Source organism: Prosthecobacter sp. (assembly GCF_014879935.1).
Lineage (GTDB): Bacteria > Verrucomicrobiota > Verrucomicrobiia > Verrucomicrobiales > Verrucomicrobiaceae > Prosthecobacter.
Genome location: NZ_JACSRD010000113.1, coordinates 1 through 15867, shown reverse-complemented (window position 1 = coordinate 15867; position 15867 = coordinate 1). Strand labels below are relative to the sequence as shown.

The following is a 15867-nucleotide window of genomic DNA, read 5'->3' as shown; positions in this document are numbered from 1 at the left end:
AATCGTACACAAGAGGCCGCTGCGGGCTGGCCTTGGACACGGAATCTGTCCAAAATGCCCTTTCAGCCGCCTTTTTCAGTCCTGGAACATGACACGCGCCCTTTTCCTGACCCTCGCCAGTACCGCATTCGCCGCACCGGATGCGGAGTCGTTGAAGTTTTTCGAGAAGGAGGTGCGCCCGTTGCTGGTCGAGGCCTGCCAGGAGTGCCATGGGGCGCAAAAGAAGAAGGGTGGCCTGCGGCTGGACAATCTGCCCTACATCCTGCAAGGCGGCGAAACAGGCCCGGCCATCGTGCCGCACAAGCCGGAGGCGTCACTGCTCATCAAGCTCGTCAATTACGAAGACCCGGACATGGAGATGCCGCCGGATGGCAAGCTTTCGGCAAAGAAGATCGAGATTTTGAAGCAGTGGATCGCGATGGGAGCTCCCTGGCCGGAAAACGAGGTCGCAGCGGCGAAACCGGCTCGCAAGCCGGGCCAGATCACGGATGAAGACCGGAAGTGGTGGGCGTTTCAGCCGGTGAGGAGGCCTGAAGTTCCAAGTTTCAGGTTTCAAGTTTCAGGAGCCGAAGCGGCGGCCACGAAGGACAAGTTGAAACATGACAGCCCCATTGATGCCTTCATTCAGGCGAAGCTGGCTGAAAGCGGTCTGAAACCCGCCGCGCCGGCCGATCCAGTGGCCTTCATCCGCCGTGCGAGTTACGATCTGACCGGACTGCCGCCGACGCCGGAGGAGGTGGAGGCGTTCGTGCATGACTGCTACGCATCGAACGGCTCGAATGAGGCTCATGTGCGGTTGATTGATCGCCTGCTCGAGTCGCCGCGCTACGGCGAGCGCTGGGCGCAGCACTGGCTGGACCTCGTGCGCTACGCGGAGAGCGAAGGCTACCGCCTCGATGCCTACCGGCCGAATGTCTGGCCGTATCGCGACTACGTGGTGCGCTCGTTGAACAGCGACAAGCCCTATGACGAGTTCGTGCGCGAGCAGCTCGCTGGCGACGAGATGCTGCATGCGAAGAAGACGATGCCGGAGACGCAGGACGACCTGGACCTGCTGGCCGCGACCGGTTTTTTGCGCCACACGATCTACGAATACAATCAGCGTGACTCGGAGGGTCAGTGGAAGCTCATCGTGAATGAGGTCACGGATGTCACGGCGGATGTGTTCATGGGCCTCAGCGTGCAGTGTGCCCAATGCCACGACCACAAGTTCGATCCCATCCTGCAAAAGGACTACTACCGCCTGCAGGCCTTCCTTTCGAACATCACGTGGCCGGAGAACAGGCTGAATGCCACGCAGCAGCAGCTCGACGCCTACAACGCCCAGCTCCAGGTCTGGGAAGAGGCCACGAAGGAACCGCGTGCGGTCATTGATGCCATCGTCGAGCCGAAGATCGCTGGAGCCCAGAAGAACGCGATCACGAAGTTCCCGGAGGAGATTCAGGCGATGTTTGCGAAGACGCGTGAGCAGCGCACGCCGTACGAGGAGCAGATCGTGCAGCTCGCAGGCCGTCAGGTCTATTACGAGCGGGAACGCTACAAGGCGGACAAGCTGAAGGAGCCGGAGGCCACGCAGTATCGCGAGGCGCAGGCGAAACTGGCCGAGTTTGACCACTTGAAGCCAAAACCGATCCGTCCGCTGCACGCCATCGGCGAAACCGGCCCGCAGGCACCGAGCACGAAGTTCAAGACGCGTAAATCAGGCCAGGTGAGTGCCGCTCCCGGCTTCCTCACGATCCTCGACGCATCGGACGCGGAGATTCCCGCGGCGAAGGCCGATGCGGCGACCAGCGGACGCCGCACCGTGCTGGCAAACTGGCTCACGGATCCCAAAAACCCGCTCACTGCGCGCGTGATCGTGAACCGCGTGTGGCAGTATCACTTCGGCAAAGGCCTCGTCGGCACCGCGAGCGATTTCGGCCACCTCGGCGAGAAACCGACGCATCCCGAGCTGCTCGACTGGCTGACGAGCGAGTTCATCCGAAGCGGCTGGAAGCTCAAGACGCTGCATCGCCTGATCATGAACACGGCGGCCTATCGTCAGAGCACGGCGAGCCAGGAGCTCGCGCTGCTCAAAGATCCGGAGAACCGCCTGCTGTGGCGCTTTTCACCGCATCGCCTCGATGCGGAGCAGGCGCGGGATTCGATGCTCATGGCGAGCGGCGAGCTCGATCTCACGATGGGTGGAGAGGGTGTTGAGAAATCGAAGCCGCGCCGCAGCATCTACCTGCGCAAGATGCGCAACACGCCCGATGCTTTCCTCGCCAGCCTCGACGCGCCGCCCGGTTTTCAGAGTGTGGCGGAGCGTCAGGCCACCACCACGGCCACGCAGAGCCTGCTGATGGTGAATGGCGACTGGCCGCTCGATCGTGCGCGAGCGATGGCGGCGCGGTTGTTGAAGGAAGAGCCCAAGGATGAGGCCAAACGCGTCGCAGCGGCCTTCCAGCTCGCTTTTTCACGCGCGCCGACGAAACGCGAGGCTGGGGACGCGCTGGCGTTTGTGAAGCAGCAGAAGGCGCAGATCCAAAAGGAGGCCCCGCCGCCGCCACCGGCCGCCACGCCGCTGGCGGACGCTCAGAAGTTCTTCGGGCCGAATCCGGCCGCACGAACGACGAAGACCTTCATGCTTCAACCGGGCACGCCGAACGAAAAGCTGCGGGTGAATCTCGAAGGGAAGCTGGAAGGCGAGCAGTTTGCTGTCGAAGCCGTTGTGTTGCTCAACTCACTCTACCCGGACGCGAGTGTGCGCACCATCGCGTCGCGCTGGAACAACGACAAAGCGGCTCCGGGCTGGTCGCTGGGCGTCACGAGCACGAAGTCGGCGCACCAGCCGAACAACCTCATCGTGCAGCTCAACGGATTCGATTTTCAAGGCAGCCCCGCCTATGAGGTGGTGGCCTCGGGCCTGCGCATTCCGGTCGGGAAGCCTTACTACATCGCCGCCAGCCTCGACAATCATCCCGCTCCGGGGCAGAACTTTGGCGGCACGATCACCTTTTATGCGCGTGATCTGAGCGACCCTCAGGCTGAGATGAAAACCGTCACGGTGCCGCATCAAATCACCGGCGGCTACGTGAACAAGGACCGCGCGCTGTTCGTCGGCGGTCGCGATGCTGACAAGCGCAGCCTGTGGGACGGTGCAATTGCCCGCGTGGCGTTGCGTGCCGGCCAACTCGATGCTGGTCGGCTCATGAGCTGGACCGTGAACAGCGATCCATCCTGCGTGGCGGACATCAGCGCGGATCTGGCCGCCGCGATGCTGAAAGCGCCGAAGGAATCACGCTGGAGCTGGGAATCGAGCGCCGTGGCTGCCAGAACGGGTGGTGCCTCCGATCCGGGCCGCGAAGCCCTTACCGATCTCTGCCATGCGTTGCTGAACTCGAACGAGTTCTTCTACCTTCAATGAGCTTCCGGCGCGGCGATGGCGGGGTCGATTTTCTTGAGCGCCGCCCACAGCGCCGGGTCTTCAGGATGACCGTTGAAAAGGACTTTGCCCTCGGGTGAAAGCAGGATCATGCGGGGGATGGAATCGATGTCCAAAACCTTCGAGTAAGGGCGGTCAGCGGGCTCGACCAGCCAGGGCAGGGTGGCATTCTGCTCCTTGCGGATGCGTTCGGCGATGGACTCGGCGTTCTCGTCGTCCTTGTTCATGGCGATGACGACAACACCGTTCGCCGAGAGCTTCTCAGCCTTCTTTTTGAGTGAAGGCATCAGATTCATGCACGGACCGCACCACGAGGCCCAGAAGTCGAGCAGCAGGGCCTTTTTGCCAGCGAGCTGGTCGTGCAGCGTGGTGGCCTCGCCCATCGAGGTGTTGAGCGGAATCTTCAGATCGACGACGAGCGCTCCCATCTTCGATTCACGGCGGAACTTTTCGATGCTTTGCAAAAACACGGGGGCCTGCTGGGGGTTCAGCCAGATGGCTTCGAGGATGTTCTGCTTGAAGCTGGCATCGTCCTTGGCATCGGCGGCTTTGAGGGCCTTGATGTAGGCGATGAAGCCGTTGGCCGCCTCGGCATTGGGCAGCATGGCTGCATTGGCCGGGTCGAAGCTGGAGGCCAGGATCTGGAGCTCCGGCAGCATCTTCACCAGGAAGGCCGTGTCTTGATGGCGGAGGCCCCAGACGAGCTTGGCCTCAATGATCTGCTGGCGCGGGATGCCTGCCTTGTTCGCTTCCTTGGCGAGGGCGAGCAATTCCTCCTCCGTGGAGTCCTGGGCAAAGAGGCGCTGCACCAGGGCTTTGGCTCCGGCGGCGGCTTCTTCGGCAGGCGTCGCCTGGGCGAGGAGGCAGGTGTGGCCGAGAGAGATGATCAAGACGCAGAAAAGGGCTTTCATGACGGCATGATCGTCTCGTTTTCATCGCTGGTGTCGAGTGGAAAGTCCGCTTCGTCGGGATGAATGAAAGATGTCAGGCCTGTGAGCCGACTCCTTTGCCCTCACAGACCATGAAACACACTCTCACCCTGACTTGGATGCTCGCGGCGGCAACGCTGGCGGGCGCGGCGGAAAACAATGTGCCACCGGAAGGATTCACGGCGCTCTTCAATGGCAAAGATCTCTCCGGCTGGTATGGCTGGGGCACGCAGGATCCCACGGACCTGTGGAAGATGACGCCTGAGGAGCAGGCGGCCTACAAGAAGAAGTCTGTCGATGGCGGACTCGTCGATGCCAAAGGCAACGACAAGGGCGACCACGTCAACGCGCACTGGAAGGTGGAGAACGGCGAACTCGTCAATGACGGCAAAGGCTTGTACCTGACCACCGACAAGGACTACGGCGACTTCGAGATGTGGGTGGACTACAAGATGCTGCCTCTCGGTGACAGTGGCATCTACCTGCGTGGCATTCCACAGGTGCAGATCTGGGACTTTACCGAGAAGGATGAAAAAGCCGTTTCTTTGGGCAAACCTTTTGGTTCCGGCGGTCTTTGGAACAACAAGAATCCCGAGGGCAAGAACCCCAGCAAGCTGATGGACAAGCTGATCGGCGAGTGGAACCGCTTTCACGTCAAGATGATCGGCGAACGCGTGACGGTGACGTTCAACGGCGAGGTCGTGGTGAACAACGCGGTGCTGGAGAACTTCTTCGCCAACCGCAAGGCAGGTTACCAGGCCTATGGCAAGGTCGAAGCCAAGGACGCCGGAGCGAAAAAGCCGAACGGATGGATGGTCGATCCCGCATTCGCCAAAGGCCCGATCCAGCTCCAGACGCACGGCAGCGAAATCCGCTGGCGCAATGTTTTCATTCGCGAAATCCCCGCCGAAGAGGCCAACAAGGAACTGCAAGGCCAGTGGGCGGAGCAGGGCTTCAAGGAAATGATCAACGGCAAGGACTTGAGCAACTGGCAGGGCGCTCTGGACAGCTATGAGGTCAAAGACGGCGCGATCACCTGCAAGCCAGGCAAAGGGGGCGACCTTCTGACCACGGAAGAATTCGAAAACGGCATCATCCGCGTCGAGTTCAAGCTGCCGCCGGCTGGCAACAACGGCATCGCCCTGCGCACGCCGTTGGGCGGTCATTCCGCCTCCGACGGCCTGGAGCTCCAGGTGATCGACAGCGATGGCTACAACGCCAAACAAGCTGCCGCGGGCAAGAAGGGCCTCGAACCTTATCAATACCACGGTTCGCTCTACCACTGCGTGGGTGCGAAGCATGGCTACCTGCGTCCGGTGGGCGAATGGAACTTCCAGGAGATCGAAGTCGATGGCCAGAAGATCAAGGTGACGCTCAATGGCACCAAGATCCTCGATGTGGACATCAGCACCTTCGACCGCAGTCAGATCGCGCACCCGCCGAAGGGCCTCGATCACACGAAGGGCTTCATCGGTTTCGCCGGTCACAGCGATCCGGTGATGTTCCGCAGCTTCAAAGTGAAGCAGAAGTGACCTTCCGGGCTCGATGAGCTCGAACGAAACACCCGCCAGATCTCACGATCTGGCGGGTGTTTTGATTTGAAGGCTGAAGACCGATCACGCCGCTTCCGCGAGTTCGGCCGGAGCTTCCGTGTCCTGGAATTCCAGCTCCTGCTCGATGCGCAGGTTGTCCACGATGTAGCCCTGACGTTCCGGCGTGTTCTTGCCCATGTAGAACGAGAGCATCTCCTTCACGGTCTTGTGCTTGTGCTCGACGGGGACCGGATTGCCCTCGGCATCCAGCGTGGCTTCCGCTGCGTCGCGTATGGTGATGGGCTCCAGGCGCATGTTCGGGCCGATGAAGTGCTTGAACTCGTCCGGGCTGATCTCACCCAGACCTTTGAAGCGGGTGATCTCGGCGTTCTTGCCGCAGATGTGGATGGCACGCTGGCGCTCCTCGTCGCTGTAGCAGTAGAAGGTCTGGCGCTTGTTGCGCACGCGGAAGAGCGGCGTCTGCAGGATGTAGAGATGGCCTTTGCGCACCAGTTCGGGAAAGAACTGGAGGAAGTAAGTGATCATCAGCAGGCGGATGTGCATGCCGTCCACATCGGCATCGGTGGCGAGCACGACGCGGTTGTAGCGCAGTTCTTCGAGGTCCTCCTCAATCTGGAGCGCGTTGGCGAGGAGGTAGAACTCCTCGTTCTCATACACGACCTTGCGGGTGAGGCCGTAGCAGTTGAGCGGCTTTCCACGAAGGGAGAACACGGCCTGTGTCTCGACATCGCGGCTTTTGGTGATGCTGCCGGAGGCGGAGTCACCCTCGGTGATGAAGAGGGTGCTGTCCTCGCGGCGCTTGTCCTTCGTGTCGAAGTGGACGCGGCAGTCGCGGAGCTTCTTGTTGCAGACCTTGGCCTTGCGGGCGTTTTCGCGGGCGGCCTTTTGGATGCCGCTGATCTCTTTGCGCTCCTTCTCGTTGGCGTTGATCTTCTCCTGGAGTGACTTCGCCACATCGGCATGCTTGTGCAGGAAGTTGTCGAGCTGGGAGACGACGGTGTTGAGGATGTGGGTGCGCAGGTTGCGGCCGTTCGGCTCCATGTGCGTGGAACCGAGCTTGGTCTTGGTCTGTGATTCGAACACAGGCTCCTGCACCTTCACGCTGATGGCGGCGATGATGCTGCCGCGCACGTCAGCCGGATCATACTGCTTTTTGAAGAAGTCGCGGCATTCCTGGACGATGGCCTCACGGAAGGCGGCGATGTGCGTGCCGCCCTGGGTGGTGTTCTGGCCGTTGACGAAGCTGTAATACTCCTCGCCATAGCCGGTGCCGTGTGTGAAGGCGATCTCGACGTCTTTTCCCTCAATGTGGATGATCGGATACTGCGGCGACTCGGTCAGCTTCGTGCGGATGAGGTCCATCAAGCCGTCCTTGGACTTGAATTTCTCCTCACCGGCCGGCGTGCGCAGGATCAGGGTCAGCCCTGGATTCAGCCAGGCGTAGAAGCGCAGCATCTCGCGGACGAAATCGACGCGGTAGTGCGTGTCCTCGGCGAACATCTCCGGATCGGCACGGAAGGCGATGCGCGTGCCGTTGGGTTCCGTGCAGGCCTTCGGCTTGCCCATGTCATACTGCACGAGTCCCTGGCTGAACTCGATGGAGCGGGTCTGGCTCTCACGCACCGCCTGGATCTCGAAGAACTCGGAAAGGGCGTTCACCGCCTTGATGCCGACGCCGTTGAGGCCGACGGAGCGTTTGAAGGCCTCGCTGTCGTATTTGGCGCCCGTATTGATCTGTGCGGCGCATTCCAGCAGCTTCCCAAGCGGGATGCCGCGGCCGTAGTCGCGCACGGTGACGGTCTGATCCTCGGCGATGTCGATTTCGATCGAGTTGCCGAAGCCCATGACGTGCTCGTCGATGCAGTTGTCGATGACTTCCTTGAGCAGGACGTAGATGCCGTCCTCTGGCAGGGAACCGTCGCCGAGTTTCCCGATGTACATGCCTGGGCGCAGGCGGATGTGCTCGCGCCAGTCGAGGGATTTGATGGAGTCTTCGGTGTAGTTATGGGCGGGGGCGGCCATGGGAAGGAAAGGACGAAATCAGAATGCGGAATGACGAATGTCGTGACCTGAAATGGCAGGAAAGGGGGGGCTGGTCAAGCGCCGGTCATGAGGACGAACCGGTGTTCAGCACGGCCAGGGCGGACGCACTGCGTTGAGGCGGCGATTTTGAGCCGGACCGTGCCCGATCAATCCTTGACCGTCTTGCGGGCCTCGGTGACGAGGTTCATGAAGAGCTCACGCTGCTCGGCAAGCGCGGCAATCGGGTCGCCAGCGGGCATCTTGTGGGCTTCGAGGCACACGTGGCCGTCGTAGTCGGCCTCCACCAGCAGGCGGGCGAGTTTGTCCAGCGGGTAGGTGCTCTGATTGACGCCACGAATATGGACGGTGTGGCCGAGCAGGTCTTTGACGAGGGCGAAGTTGGCCTCCAGCCCAGCTCCGTTGAGATCAGTGTCATTGGAGTTCCAGCAGACGCGCACATTGTCGCGGGCGGCGGCATCCATGATTGTTTTGATGCGCGGGAGTTCGGAGGTGTCCTTGCCGTGGACTTCGAGACGGATCTCCTGGCCGAAGCCAAGGGCGTGGTCGCCCAGTTCGGCCAGCGCCTTGCCGATCTGCGCGAGCGTCTTCTCCTCAGGCACGTCTTTGACCAGGGCGTTCGGCTTCACCTTCACGCCTGTGCCGCCGATGTCGTGGCTGAGCTTGATGAAGGCCTTCGCGCCTTCGATGTTCTTCTTCACGACCTCAGGATCGGCCGCGTGGAACTCGAAGTTGGTGCCCATGCCGACGACATCGACTGGCGAGTCTTCAAAACGACGGCTTACTTCCTGGCGCTGATCCGGCGTGAGCGTGGGATCGACCTTGTGGGCATGCTCCACACGCAGCTCGACGCCGAGAACCTGGGCAGCCTCGCAGTTTTTGATGAGCGTGGGCAGGTCCCAGTCCTTTCCCCATTGATAGGTGACGAGGCCAAAGCGGATGTTCTCGCCTTTGTAGCTGAGCTTGGGTTCGGCGGCGAGAAGAGCGGAGGCGGCACCAGCTCCGAAAACGGTGTGGAGGAAATGACGGCGGGATGACATGGCGTGTGGTTGGTTGCGGCTATCAAGCCGGTTTCGTGGCAGCCTGTCAATCCTGCGGTGGCAGCATCACTGCGCGCCCCCGCTCGACGCGGCGATGATGTCTTTGCGGCGGAAGCCCTGGACGCGTCCGTTGCCCTTGTACAGGTAGATTTTTTTGACGTCTTCCAACTGCATGATCACCCACGGGGAGAGGATGTTCCGGCCGTTCTTGGTATAGACGATGTTGTCCGCCAGATGGACGCAGGAGTGGAAGGCGTCGCCGGTGGTGTTGTCGAGGAAGAACAGGATGTCGCCGAATTGATAGGGCGGCTCGACAGGGGTGAACTGTTCCAGGACCTGGCTGGTCGCCAGACGGGCATCGAGGAGGTATTGATGCGGCTCGTAGTTGAAGAAATTCAGCGAGGTCCAGTGGCAGTCAGGCATGATGCCGTTCTTTGCCATGTCGAGGCCGGGGTAGGTATAGAGCAGCTTGCGTGCGAGCGCCGGCAGAATGTGGACGATGCCCAGGTCGTTGACGCCATCGAGCTCGATGATGGACTGCACCATGGGCTCCAGGTCCTTGCGGCGCACGCCGATGCCCAAGCTCCAGTATTTGATGACCTCTTCTGCGTTGGTATTGTCGTCGAGACGGAGACGGACCATCAAATTGCGGGTCCGCGTGCAGGCTTTGAAGATGGCGCGTGCCTCGGAGTCCGATTGGGCGTAGTTCAGCAGCACTGGAATGTCGCTGAAGGCGATGGTCTCACCCCGCATGTAGCTGAGCTTCCTGATCTTGTTGATGATCTCCGGGCGGAGCTTGCTGCCTTTGTACCACTCCTCGACCGAGGTGCCGATGATCAAAACCGGGTCGGACTGGTATTCGTTGGGCGCATACTTGCTGAGCTCCGTGTAAATCACGGTGCGGGTCTCCGGGCTCAAGGCCTCCAATTCAGGAACGGGCGGCAGCAGATGGACCCACTCGTCCTCCTTGACCATGTTCGGCTGGCTGAGGAGCTTGGTGATCAGGGATTGTGCGACCCCTGCCTTGGACAGGAAGTCGGGGAGGCTCGGCAGGAAGGTTTGCGGGAAAGTCCAGCGTGGCGTCGGGCTCGGCAGGGGAAAGTTTTCGATCAGGCTTTCCGGTGCTTCGAGATAAACATAAGCGCAGAGCATCTTCCCCCACGGTCCGGGATTGGCTTCGAACACGCTTGGCGACGCAGGCTGCGAAGCTGGTTCCGTCGTCTTCTGGGCGCCGCCCAGGATGATGCTGAGGTTTTCCAAGTTGGTGACCTGCGCGTGTCCCGAGTGGGCGGAAAGAAGTCCAAACGTGAGTGTGGCGAGGAGCAGGGCAATCTGGGATCGCGGAGATGTCCGCGAGGGTTGGGTTGGGGACATTGAAGGGGGATGGGAAGCCATAAATACAACCAGCATGACGAATATCATGCTGATTTTCTTGGCGGCGTGACGGACAACGAAGGGTTTGTCAGCGTTCGGACAAAAAATGCCTCGTGATCCGGGCATTTCGCCCGATTGAACGGTTCTTCAGGCTGTTTTGAACGCCCGGATCGCGGTCACTTTGGCGCGGCGGCTGCCGTGATGGCTGTCGGTGGGCAGTTCGACCTCCTCGCCGACGGCCTTGCCGATCAGGGCCTTCGCCGACTCGGACAGGTAGCTGATGATGTTCTTCTCCAAGTCGCCGTCCCAGGCGCCCAGGATGGTGAAGGTCTCCTTCTCACCGGACGGAATGTCCTCCACATCCACGATGGTGCCGATGCCGACCTTGTCGGTGGGCACGTTGGCGAAGTCGGTGCCGCGGGCGTTGCGCAGTTCCCGTTCGTATTTGCCTTGAAGGCGCAGAAGCACCGCCTGCTGGTCGCGGGCGGCCTTGTAGCCGCCGTTTTCGCGGAGGTCACCCTCGGCACGGGCGATCTGGATCTCGCGCTTGTTGTCCGGGATCTTGACGTTCACCAGGTCTTCGAGCTCCAGCTTCTTCCGGTCCATGCTGTCCCAGGAGACAATCAGGGCGTCCTCAGGCTGGGAGGTGGAGTTGTCAGCCATCATCGCCTCCATTTCGGGGCGGGCTTTGATGATGCGGGCCATCAGTGACCGGCGGGTCAGTTCGTCAAAGGAAGCGCTGCCCAGGATGCGCTTCGCCAGCAGTTTGATGTCCTCTTCCTCGGCTTCGAGCACCATTTCACCCAGCAGGGTGCGGTCGTCGGAGAGCAGGTCCTGCAGGCGGCCGGTCCGTTTCGGCCCGCCTTCCATGTGGTCGTTCTCGATGACACCGAGAATGGCGTGGCCCAGATCGATGTCGAACACGGACTCGGCCAGTCCCTTGCGCTCCTTGGCCATCCATATCAGCAGATCGGCGGAGAGCAGACGGTTGCGGAGCGCCTTCTTGAGGGAGTCGGCCAGCACGTCCAGCTCGTCGTTGGCATCCAGCACCGTGGCAATCTCCGCGACGGCACGGCCGCCCGTCTTCGTCAGGTGATGCAGGATCTCCGTCACCCAGCCGCGATTCGGGAAGGCGTCCGGGAAGGCGCGGTAAACACGGCCCAGCAGGGCGGCGGAGACGCCTTTGACCGCATCAGCCAGCACGTCCTTCGTCTCGCACACGAGGTCAGACACCTTCATCGAGCCCATCGGCACGGGAATGGCATGTTCTTCGGCCAGTTCATCACGGGCGAGCAGCAGTTGCAGGCACTCTTTGAGATGCAGCTTCACGCCCTTGCGTGCGGTGTCGGAGATGTCCTGGAACACCGGGATCAGCTCCGTCTTCGCATCCGCAAACAGGTCGATGTCCTTCTGGATGCTGGCCAGCGCGGCCAGCTTGCCCTTCAGATCACGCGCAGCCAGGAAAGTCTTCACCATCTGGGCGCCGGCGCTCTCCGCCTGGTCACGCAGCACGAGTTTCTCCGTCCGCTTCGCCGGCACCACCACGTGACGGTGCGTTTTGAGGGCACGTTTGGCGCCTTCCCACCACTTCTTGTAGTCCGCCTCAGACACCACGCGCGGCTTCAGCAGCTTTTCCAGATCATCCAGGTGAAGGGAGTTGCCGCTGCTCTTCAGCGCCAGTTCCACCAAGGCGGGCGCATTGTCATTGGCCATGGCTTTCAGCGCGTCGAGGTCGGAGTGACGCCGTGCCAGGAAGTGGTCCGCAGGAATGATCTCCAGGGAGCCGATGGCAAAGGCCAGCTTCAGCGGATGCCCCGGTTTCCCTTCGAAATCGATCAGGATGCGGTCTCCGATCAAGTCCCAGGAGGCGATCTTTCCGACACCCCAGCTTTTGTGAACGACGAAGACGCCGGGTTCGAGTTTCGAAAGTTTTTCTCCGTCTGCTGCGGTCAATTTGCCGGCAGCCACAATGTTTTGGACCTCTGGATTCATGGGGGCAGTCAGACTAGCCGTGTGGTGGGAAGTGGCAAGGAAACCTTGCAAAGGGACGACGAAGGCCGCGCGTGCAGGCGGTTCCGGTCGTCTGGGGAACTTTTGTCTTGCCGCCGCCTGCCCTTCTTCGCTAGCCTCCCGGTGCATGAAACTTCTCTCCACGCGTCTTCTGCTTGTCGCCTCGGTGCTGGGGCTGGTCTTCTCCGCCGCCTTCGCCGCCAAATCCTCCAAAGGAGCCCCGCCGGTTGTGGGCGAGCCGTTGGAACTGAAGTTCCACCCGGTCAAAGGCTCGAACGTGAACCTGGCGGAGATGAAAGGGAAGGTCGTCCTCATCGACTTCTGGGCCACCTGGTGCGGGCCGTGCGTGCGTGAGCTGCCCAATGTCAAAGCCGCTTATCAGAAGCTCCACGACAAGGGCTTCGAGATCCTCGGCATCTCGCTGGACGATGATCGCTCCACGCTCACCAAGTTCCTCAAGGAAAACGACATGCCCTGGCCGCAATACTTCGACGGCAAAGGCTGGAACAACGAGATCGCCACCCGCTACGGCGTCCGCAGCATTCCAGCCATGTGGCTCGTCGGGAAGGACGGCAAACTTGTCAGTACCGATGTCCGCGGCCAGTTGGAGGCCCTGGTGGAGAAGGAACTGGCGAAGTGAGGCCACCGGCGGGCATTGGCTTTCTGTCCGTGGCCAGACCCACGCCCCAGGGGCTTCACAGCGTGATGCGGGTGACTCCAAACGCTGCCAGGCGTGACTCGTGCCGGCGTCACGGGTGACTCCACACGTTGCCAGGGGTGACCGGTTGCGTTCCGACGGGTGACGCATCGCGTTGTCATGGGCGACCCCTTCGGTTGTCACGGGTCACTCCAGCGGTTGCCACGGGTCACTCCTGCGGTTGCTATGGGTCACTCCAGTGGTTGCCATGGGTCGCCCCACGAAACGGAAGGGGTGACCCCTTGCCTCGCGATGGGTCAGGGGTGGAATCGCCGCCCCTGACCCCGCGATGCGTGAGGGGTGACTCATGAGATCGGCGTGATGGCATCCATGTAGGTGAAGGAGCGCACGCTGCCGTTGATCTTGTTGGCCACGCGCACCATCAGGGGGCCGCTGAGCGTGGCTGGCACCAGGACGGAGAGGGACGTCGGGGTGATGGTGCCATAGACGGTGGCCCGCACCTCGGGATCGCTGCCGCTGCGGAAAAAGACCCCCTGGCTGGCATCGCTCTTGTCCAGGTCCAGGCGGTGGCCGCTGAGCTCGATCATCGTGCCGGGCGCGTATTTGCCCGGCGCGTCGTTTTCCTGGCTGAGGATGCTGTCGATGTCCGGGCTCACCTTGCCCACCTCGCCCATGCTTTCCAGCGTGAGGGTGCTGCGCCAGGCATCGCGGGTCTCGGCGGTGATGCTCAGGGCCACGTCGCAATTCATCTCGTTGGGGTTGTCAAAGTCCGCCGGTCCGGGCTGGCTGCCGCCGCTGGTGGGTCGGAAGCGCAGTTTGCCCAGCAGGCCGTTGGAGAAGGCGCAGCCGCTGCTGCAATCGAGGATCGTGTCCAGCACAGCGGTGAGGCCGGTCTTGATCTGATCCGCAGTGAGCCCGCCGCTCTTGGTGGCGGCGATGTTGAAGAAGGTCTCATCCGTCACGGGCTCGCCGAGGACAGGACGGGTGGTGAAACCTCCTTTGGGATTGGGCGCGGTGTGGTACTGGAACGTGGGCATGGTGGTGTGTGGGCTGGGTGTTGCATGTGTGTTTGAGGCCGCCTTGCGGCGGAAAGGTTTCTTCTTTTTCGCCACCGGCTTTGGAGCAGGCGTGTCGTAGGGCACAAAGCCCGGATCGCCCGGTTCCAGGTAATAACTGGGGTCCCCCCATCGCAGATTCGGGTCATCCCAGGTGAAGGGGGTTCCCGTGATGGGGTTGATCGCGTCCCAATGAAGTGTCTTCACGGCTGGAGGCGGGTTGGTGACGCGGATTGCATCAAAAACCCGCCGGAATGGCAAGGTTTTTTGTCCAACGCCCCCGCCTCCCGGCCGTAGGCTCGTTCGCCCGAACGAGGGGCTTGGAGGGGGCGTGCGAAGGCCGTGAGACGCTCGTCTTTCGCAGTCTGGCGACTGCGCCTACGAGGCCTCCGTCCTCCAATCCCAGAGAGGGCTAGCGCGCCAAGGTCACGTCTGGCCGTGCTTTCTTGAAGACGGCTTCGTCGAACTTGGGGCACGTGCCCGAGGGCAGTTCCAGCCTCTTGAGCTGTTTCAGGCCAATGACGCCCTGCTCGGTGACCTCGCTGAGGTTCTCGAGACGCAGGGTTTGCAACGTGCGCAGCTTGGCGAGGTGAGCGATCCCCTCGTCCGTGATTTTCGCTGCCGGACCCGCGCCGCCGCCTCGTAGGGTGAGCCTGGTGACTTTCGGGAAGGTGGCCGCCTCGGCAAGCGCGGCGTTCTCCGTGAAAGTGCTGGCGACGAGGAGTTCCTCCAAACCCGTGAAAGCCTTGGCGGCGGCGAAGTCCTCCACCGGATAAGGTTCCCTGCGAGAGAAATCGAAGGAGGAGATGTCGGGGAACAGCGAGGCGATTTCATGACACCACTCGGCGGCCTGTCCTGGCGGGTTGACGAACACCGCCCTGGTCAGGGGAAGGCCCTTGAGCTGCCTCCAGCCGGCCAGGGTGATCGGAGTGTTCGGAAGGCTGAGAATGCTCAGTTTTTTAAGCAGGCGCAGCGGCAGAAGGTCGGCGTCGGTAATCTTGCAATCGTTCAAAGTGAGTGCGACCAAACCACTCAACTGGCCGATTTGCGCCATACCATCGGCCCCAATCTGCTCACAGCCTCCCACATTCAGCCGTTCGAGCTTGTCCGTGTCTTTAAGCAGGGAAAGTTTGCGTCCGCTGAATAAGGGACTGCGGACGATCTGCAGATCTTTCAACTCGGGAAGGCTGGCCAGGTAGTCGGTATCATCGTCCTGCACGGGATAGCCGTTGATTTCCAGGAAGGACAACTGGCGGAGCCCGGCGAGGACGCTGAGATTGGTGAACTCGATGACCGGCTTGGTGGGGCGAGTCTCCTGAATGCTGATGTAAACGAGGTCGAAGGAGCGCTTGGGCAGGTCGGCCTTGCTCTGGATGCGACGTTTGACCTTGCCTTCGAGCACATCCACGACGCCCCCCATGTCGAGCGCCCATTCCGCCGCCTTGCGGTCGTCTCCGGGCGGGAGTTTCTTGGTGGTCCGCACAGTCCCCTGTGCGGTGGCATTGGGTGTATTGGTGGACACTACGTCCTTCGTTCCGCTCACAGGACTGAGCGGACCACTTTGGCCCTGCCCCTCGCGGTACTCGCGCACCGTCTTCGCATGGTCGATGCGGTTCTGCTGGGTGAGCGTGCTTTCGAGCTGCTTGAGCCGGACCGCGAGCGGGTCGGTGAGCGTTTTGAGGTTGGCGGCGCGGGTGGCTTCGAGCTTGGCGAAGGCATCACGGTAGATCTGACGCAGGTCTTTGAGGGCGGGGAGGGTCTTGTCGTCATCCTCGGCGGGGATG

General features: G+C 61.5%; 10 protein-coding genes. 3 read left to right on the top strand and 7 right to left on the bottom strand.

Annotated elements, in window-relative coordinates:
* Positions 1 to 88: 88 nt before the first annotated feature.
* Complete coding sequence (locus IAE77_RS07995; RefSeq protein WP_294224420.1) at positions 89 to 3406, top strand: DUF1553 domain-containing protein; 3318 nt, start codon at positions 89 to 91, stop codon at positions 3404 to 3406.
* Here IAE77_RS07995 and IAE77_RS07990 read toward each other — a convergent pair.
* Positions 3400 to 4335, bottom strand: a complete 936-nt coding sequence (locus tag IAE77_RS07990; RefSeq protein WP_294224417.1) for a TlpA disulfide reductase family protein — start codon at positions 4333 to 4335, stop codon at positions 3400 to 3402. The two genes, IAE77_RS07995 and IAE77_RS07990, sit on opposite strands and share 7 nt — an antisense overlap.
* Positions 4336 to 4445: 110 nt before the next feature.
* Here IAE77_RS07990 and IAE77_RS07985 point away from each other — a divergent pair, with 110 nt between their 5' ends.
* Positions 4446 to 5885, top strand: coding sequence for a DUF1080 domain-containing protein (locus IAE77_RS07985; RefSeq protein WP_294224414.1), 1440 nt, complete (start codon positions 4446 to 4448; stop codon positions 5883 to 5885).
* An 84-nt stretch (positions 5886 to 5969) separates the two neighbouring features.
* On the opposite strand, the gene IAE77_RS07980 is transcribed toward IAE77_RS07985, so the two are convergent.
* The 4 genes from IAE77_RS07980 to IAE77_RS07965 form a co-directional block, all read right to left on the bottom strand.
* Positions 5970 to 7928: a DNA topoisomerase IV subunit B gene (locus IAE77_RS07980; RefSeq protein WP_294224411.1), complete on the bottom strand. Its 1959-nt coding sequence runs from the start codon at positions 7926 to 7928 to the stop codon at positions 5970 to 5972.
* Positions 7929 to 8095: 167 nt separating this feature from the next.
* Positions 8096 to 8986, bottom strand: coding sequence for a TIM barrel protein (locus IAE77_RS07975; RefSeq protein WP_294224409.1), 891 nt, complete (start codon positions 8984 to 8986; stop codon positions 8096 to 8098).
* Between the two features lie 66 nt (positions 8987 to 9052).
* The gene (locus IAE77_RS07970) at positions 9053 to 10360 is read right to left on the bottom strand and encodes a hypothetical protein (protein WP_294224406.1); all 1308 of its coding nucleotides are present in this window, start codon (positions 10358 to 10360) and stop codon (positions 9053 to 9055) included.
* Positions 10361 to 10507: 147 nt separating this feature from the next.
* Positions 10508 to 12352, bottom strand: a complete 1845-nt coding sequence (locus IAE77_RS07965) for a GreA/GreB family elongation factor (RefSeq protein ID WP_294224403.1) — start codon at positions 12350 to 12352, stop codon at positions 10508 to 10510.
* Positions 12353 to 12497: 145 nt separating this feature from the next.
* Between IAE77_RS07965 and IAE77_RS07960 the strand changes: the two genes are divergently transcribed.
* The gene (locus tag IAE77_RS07960; RefSeq protein WP_294224401.1) at positions 12498 to 13010 is read left to right on the top strand and encodes a TlpA disulfide reductase family protein; all 513 of its coding nucleotides are present in this window, start codon (positions 12498 to 12500) and stop codon (positions 13008 to 13010) included.
* A gap of 362 nt (positions 13011 to 13372) precedes the next feature.
* Here IAE77_RS07960 and IAE77_RS07955 read toward each other — a convergent pair whose 3' ends face one another.
* Both IAE77_RS07955 and IAE77_RS07950 read right to left on the bottom strand, forming a co-directional pair.
* Entirely contained in the window at positions 13373 to 14290 is a 918-nt protein-coding gene (locus IAE77_RS07955) for a DUF4469 domain-containing protein (protein ID WP_294224398.1), read from the bottom strand.
* Between the two features lie 205 nt (positions 14291 to 14495).
* A partial coding sequence (locus IAE77_RS07950; RefSeq protein ID WP_294224395.1) for a hypothetical protein occupies positions 14496 to 15867 on the bottom strand: 1372 nt, incomplete at its 5' end.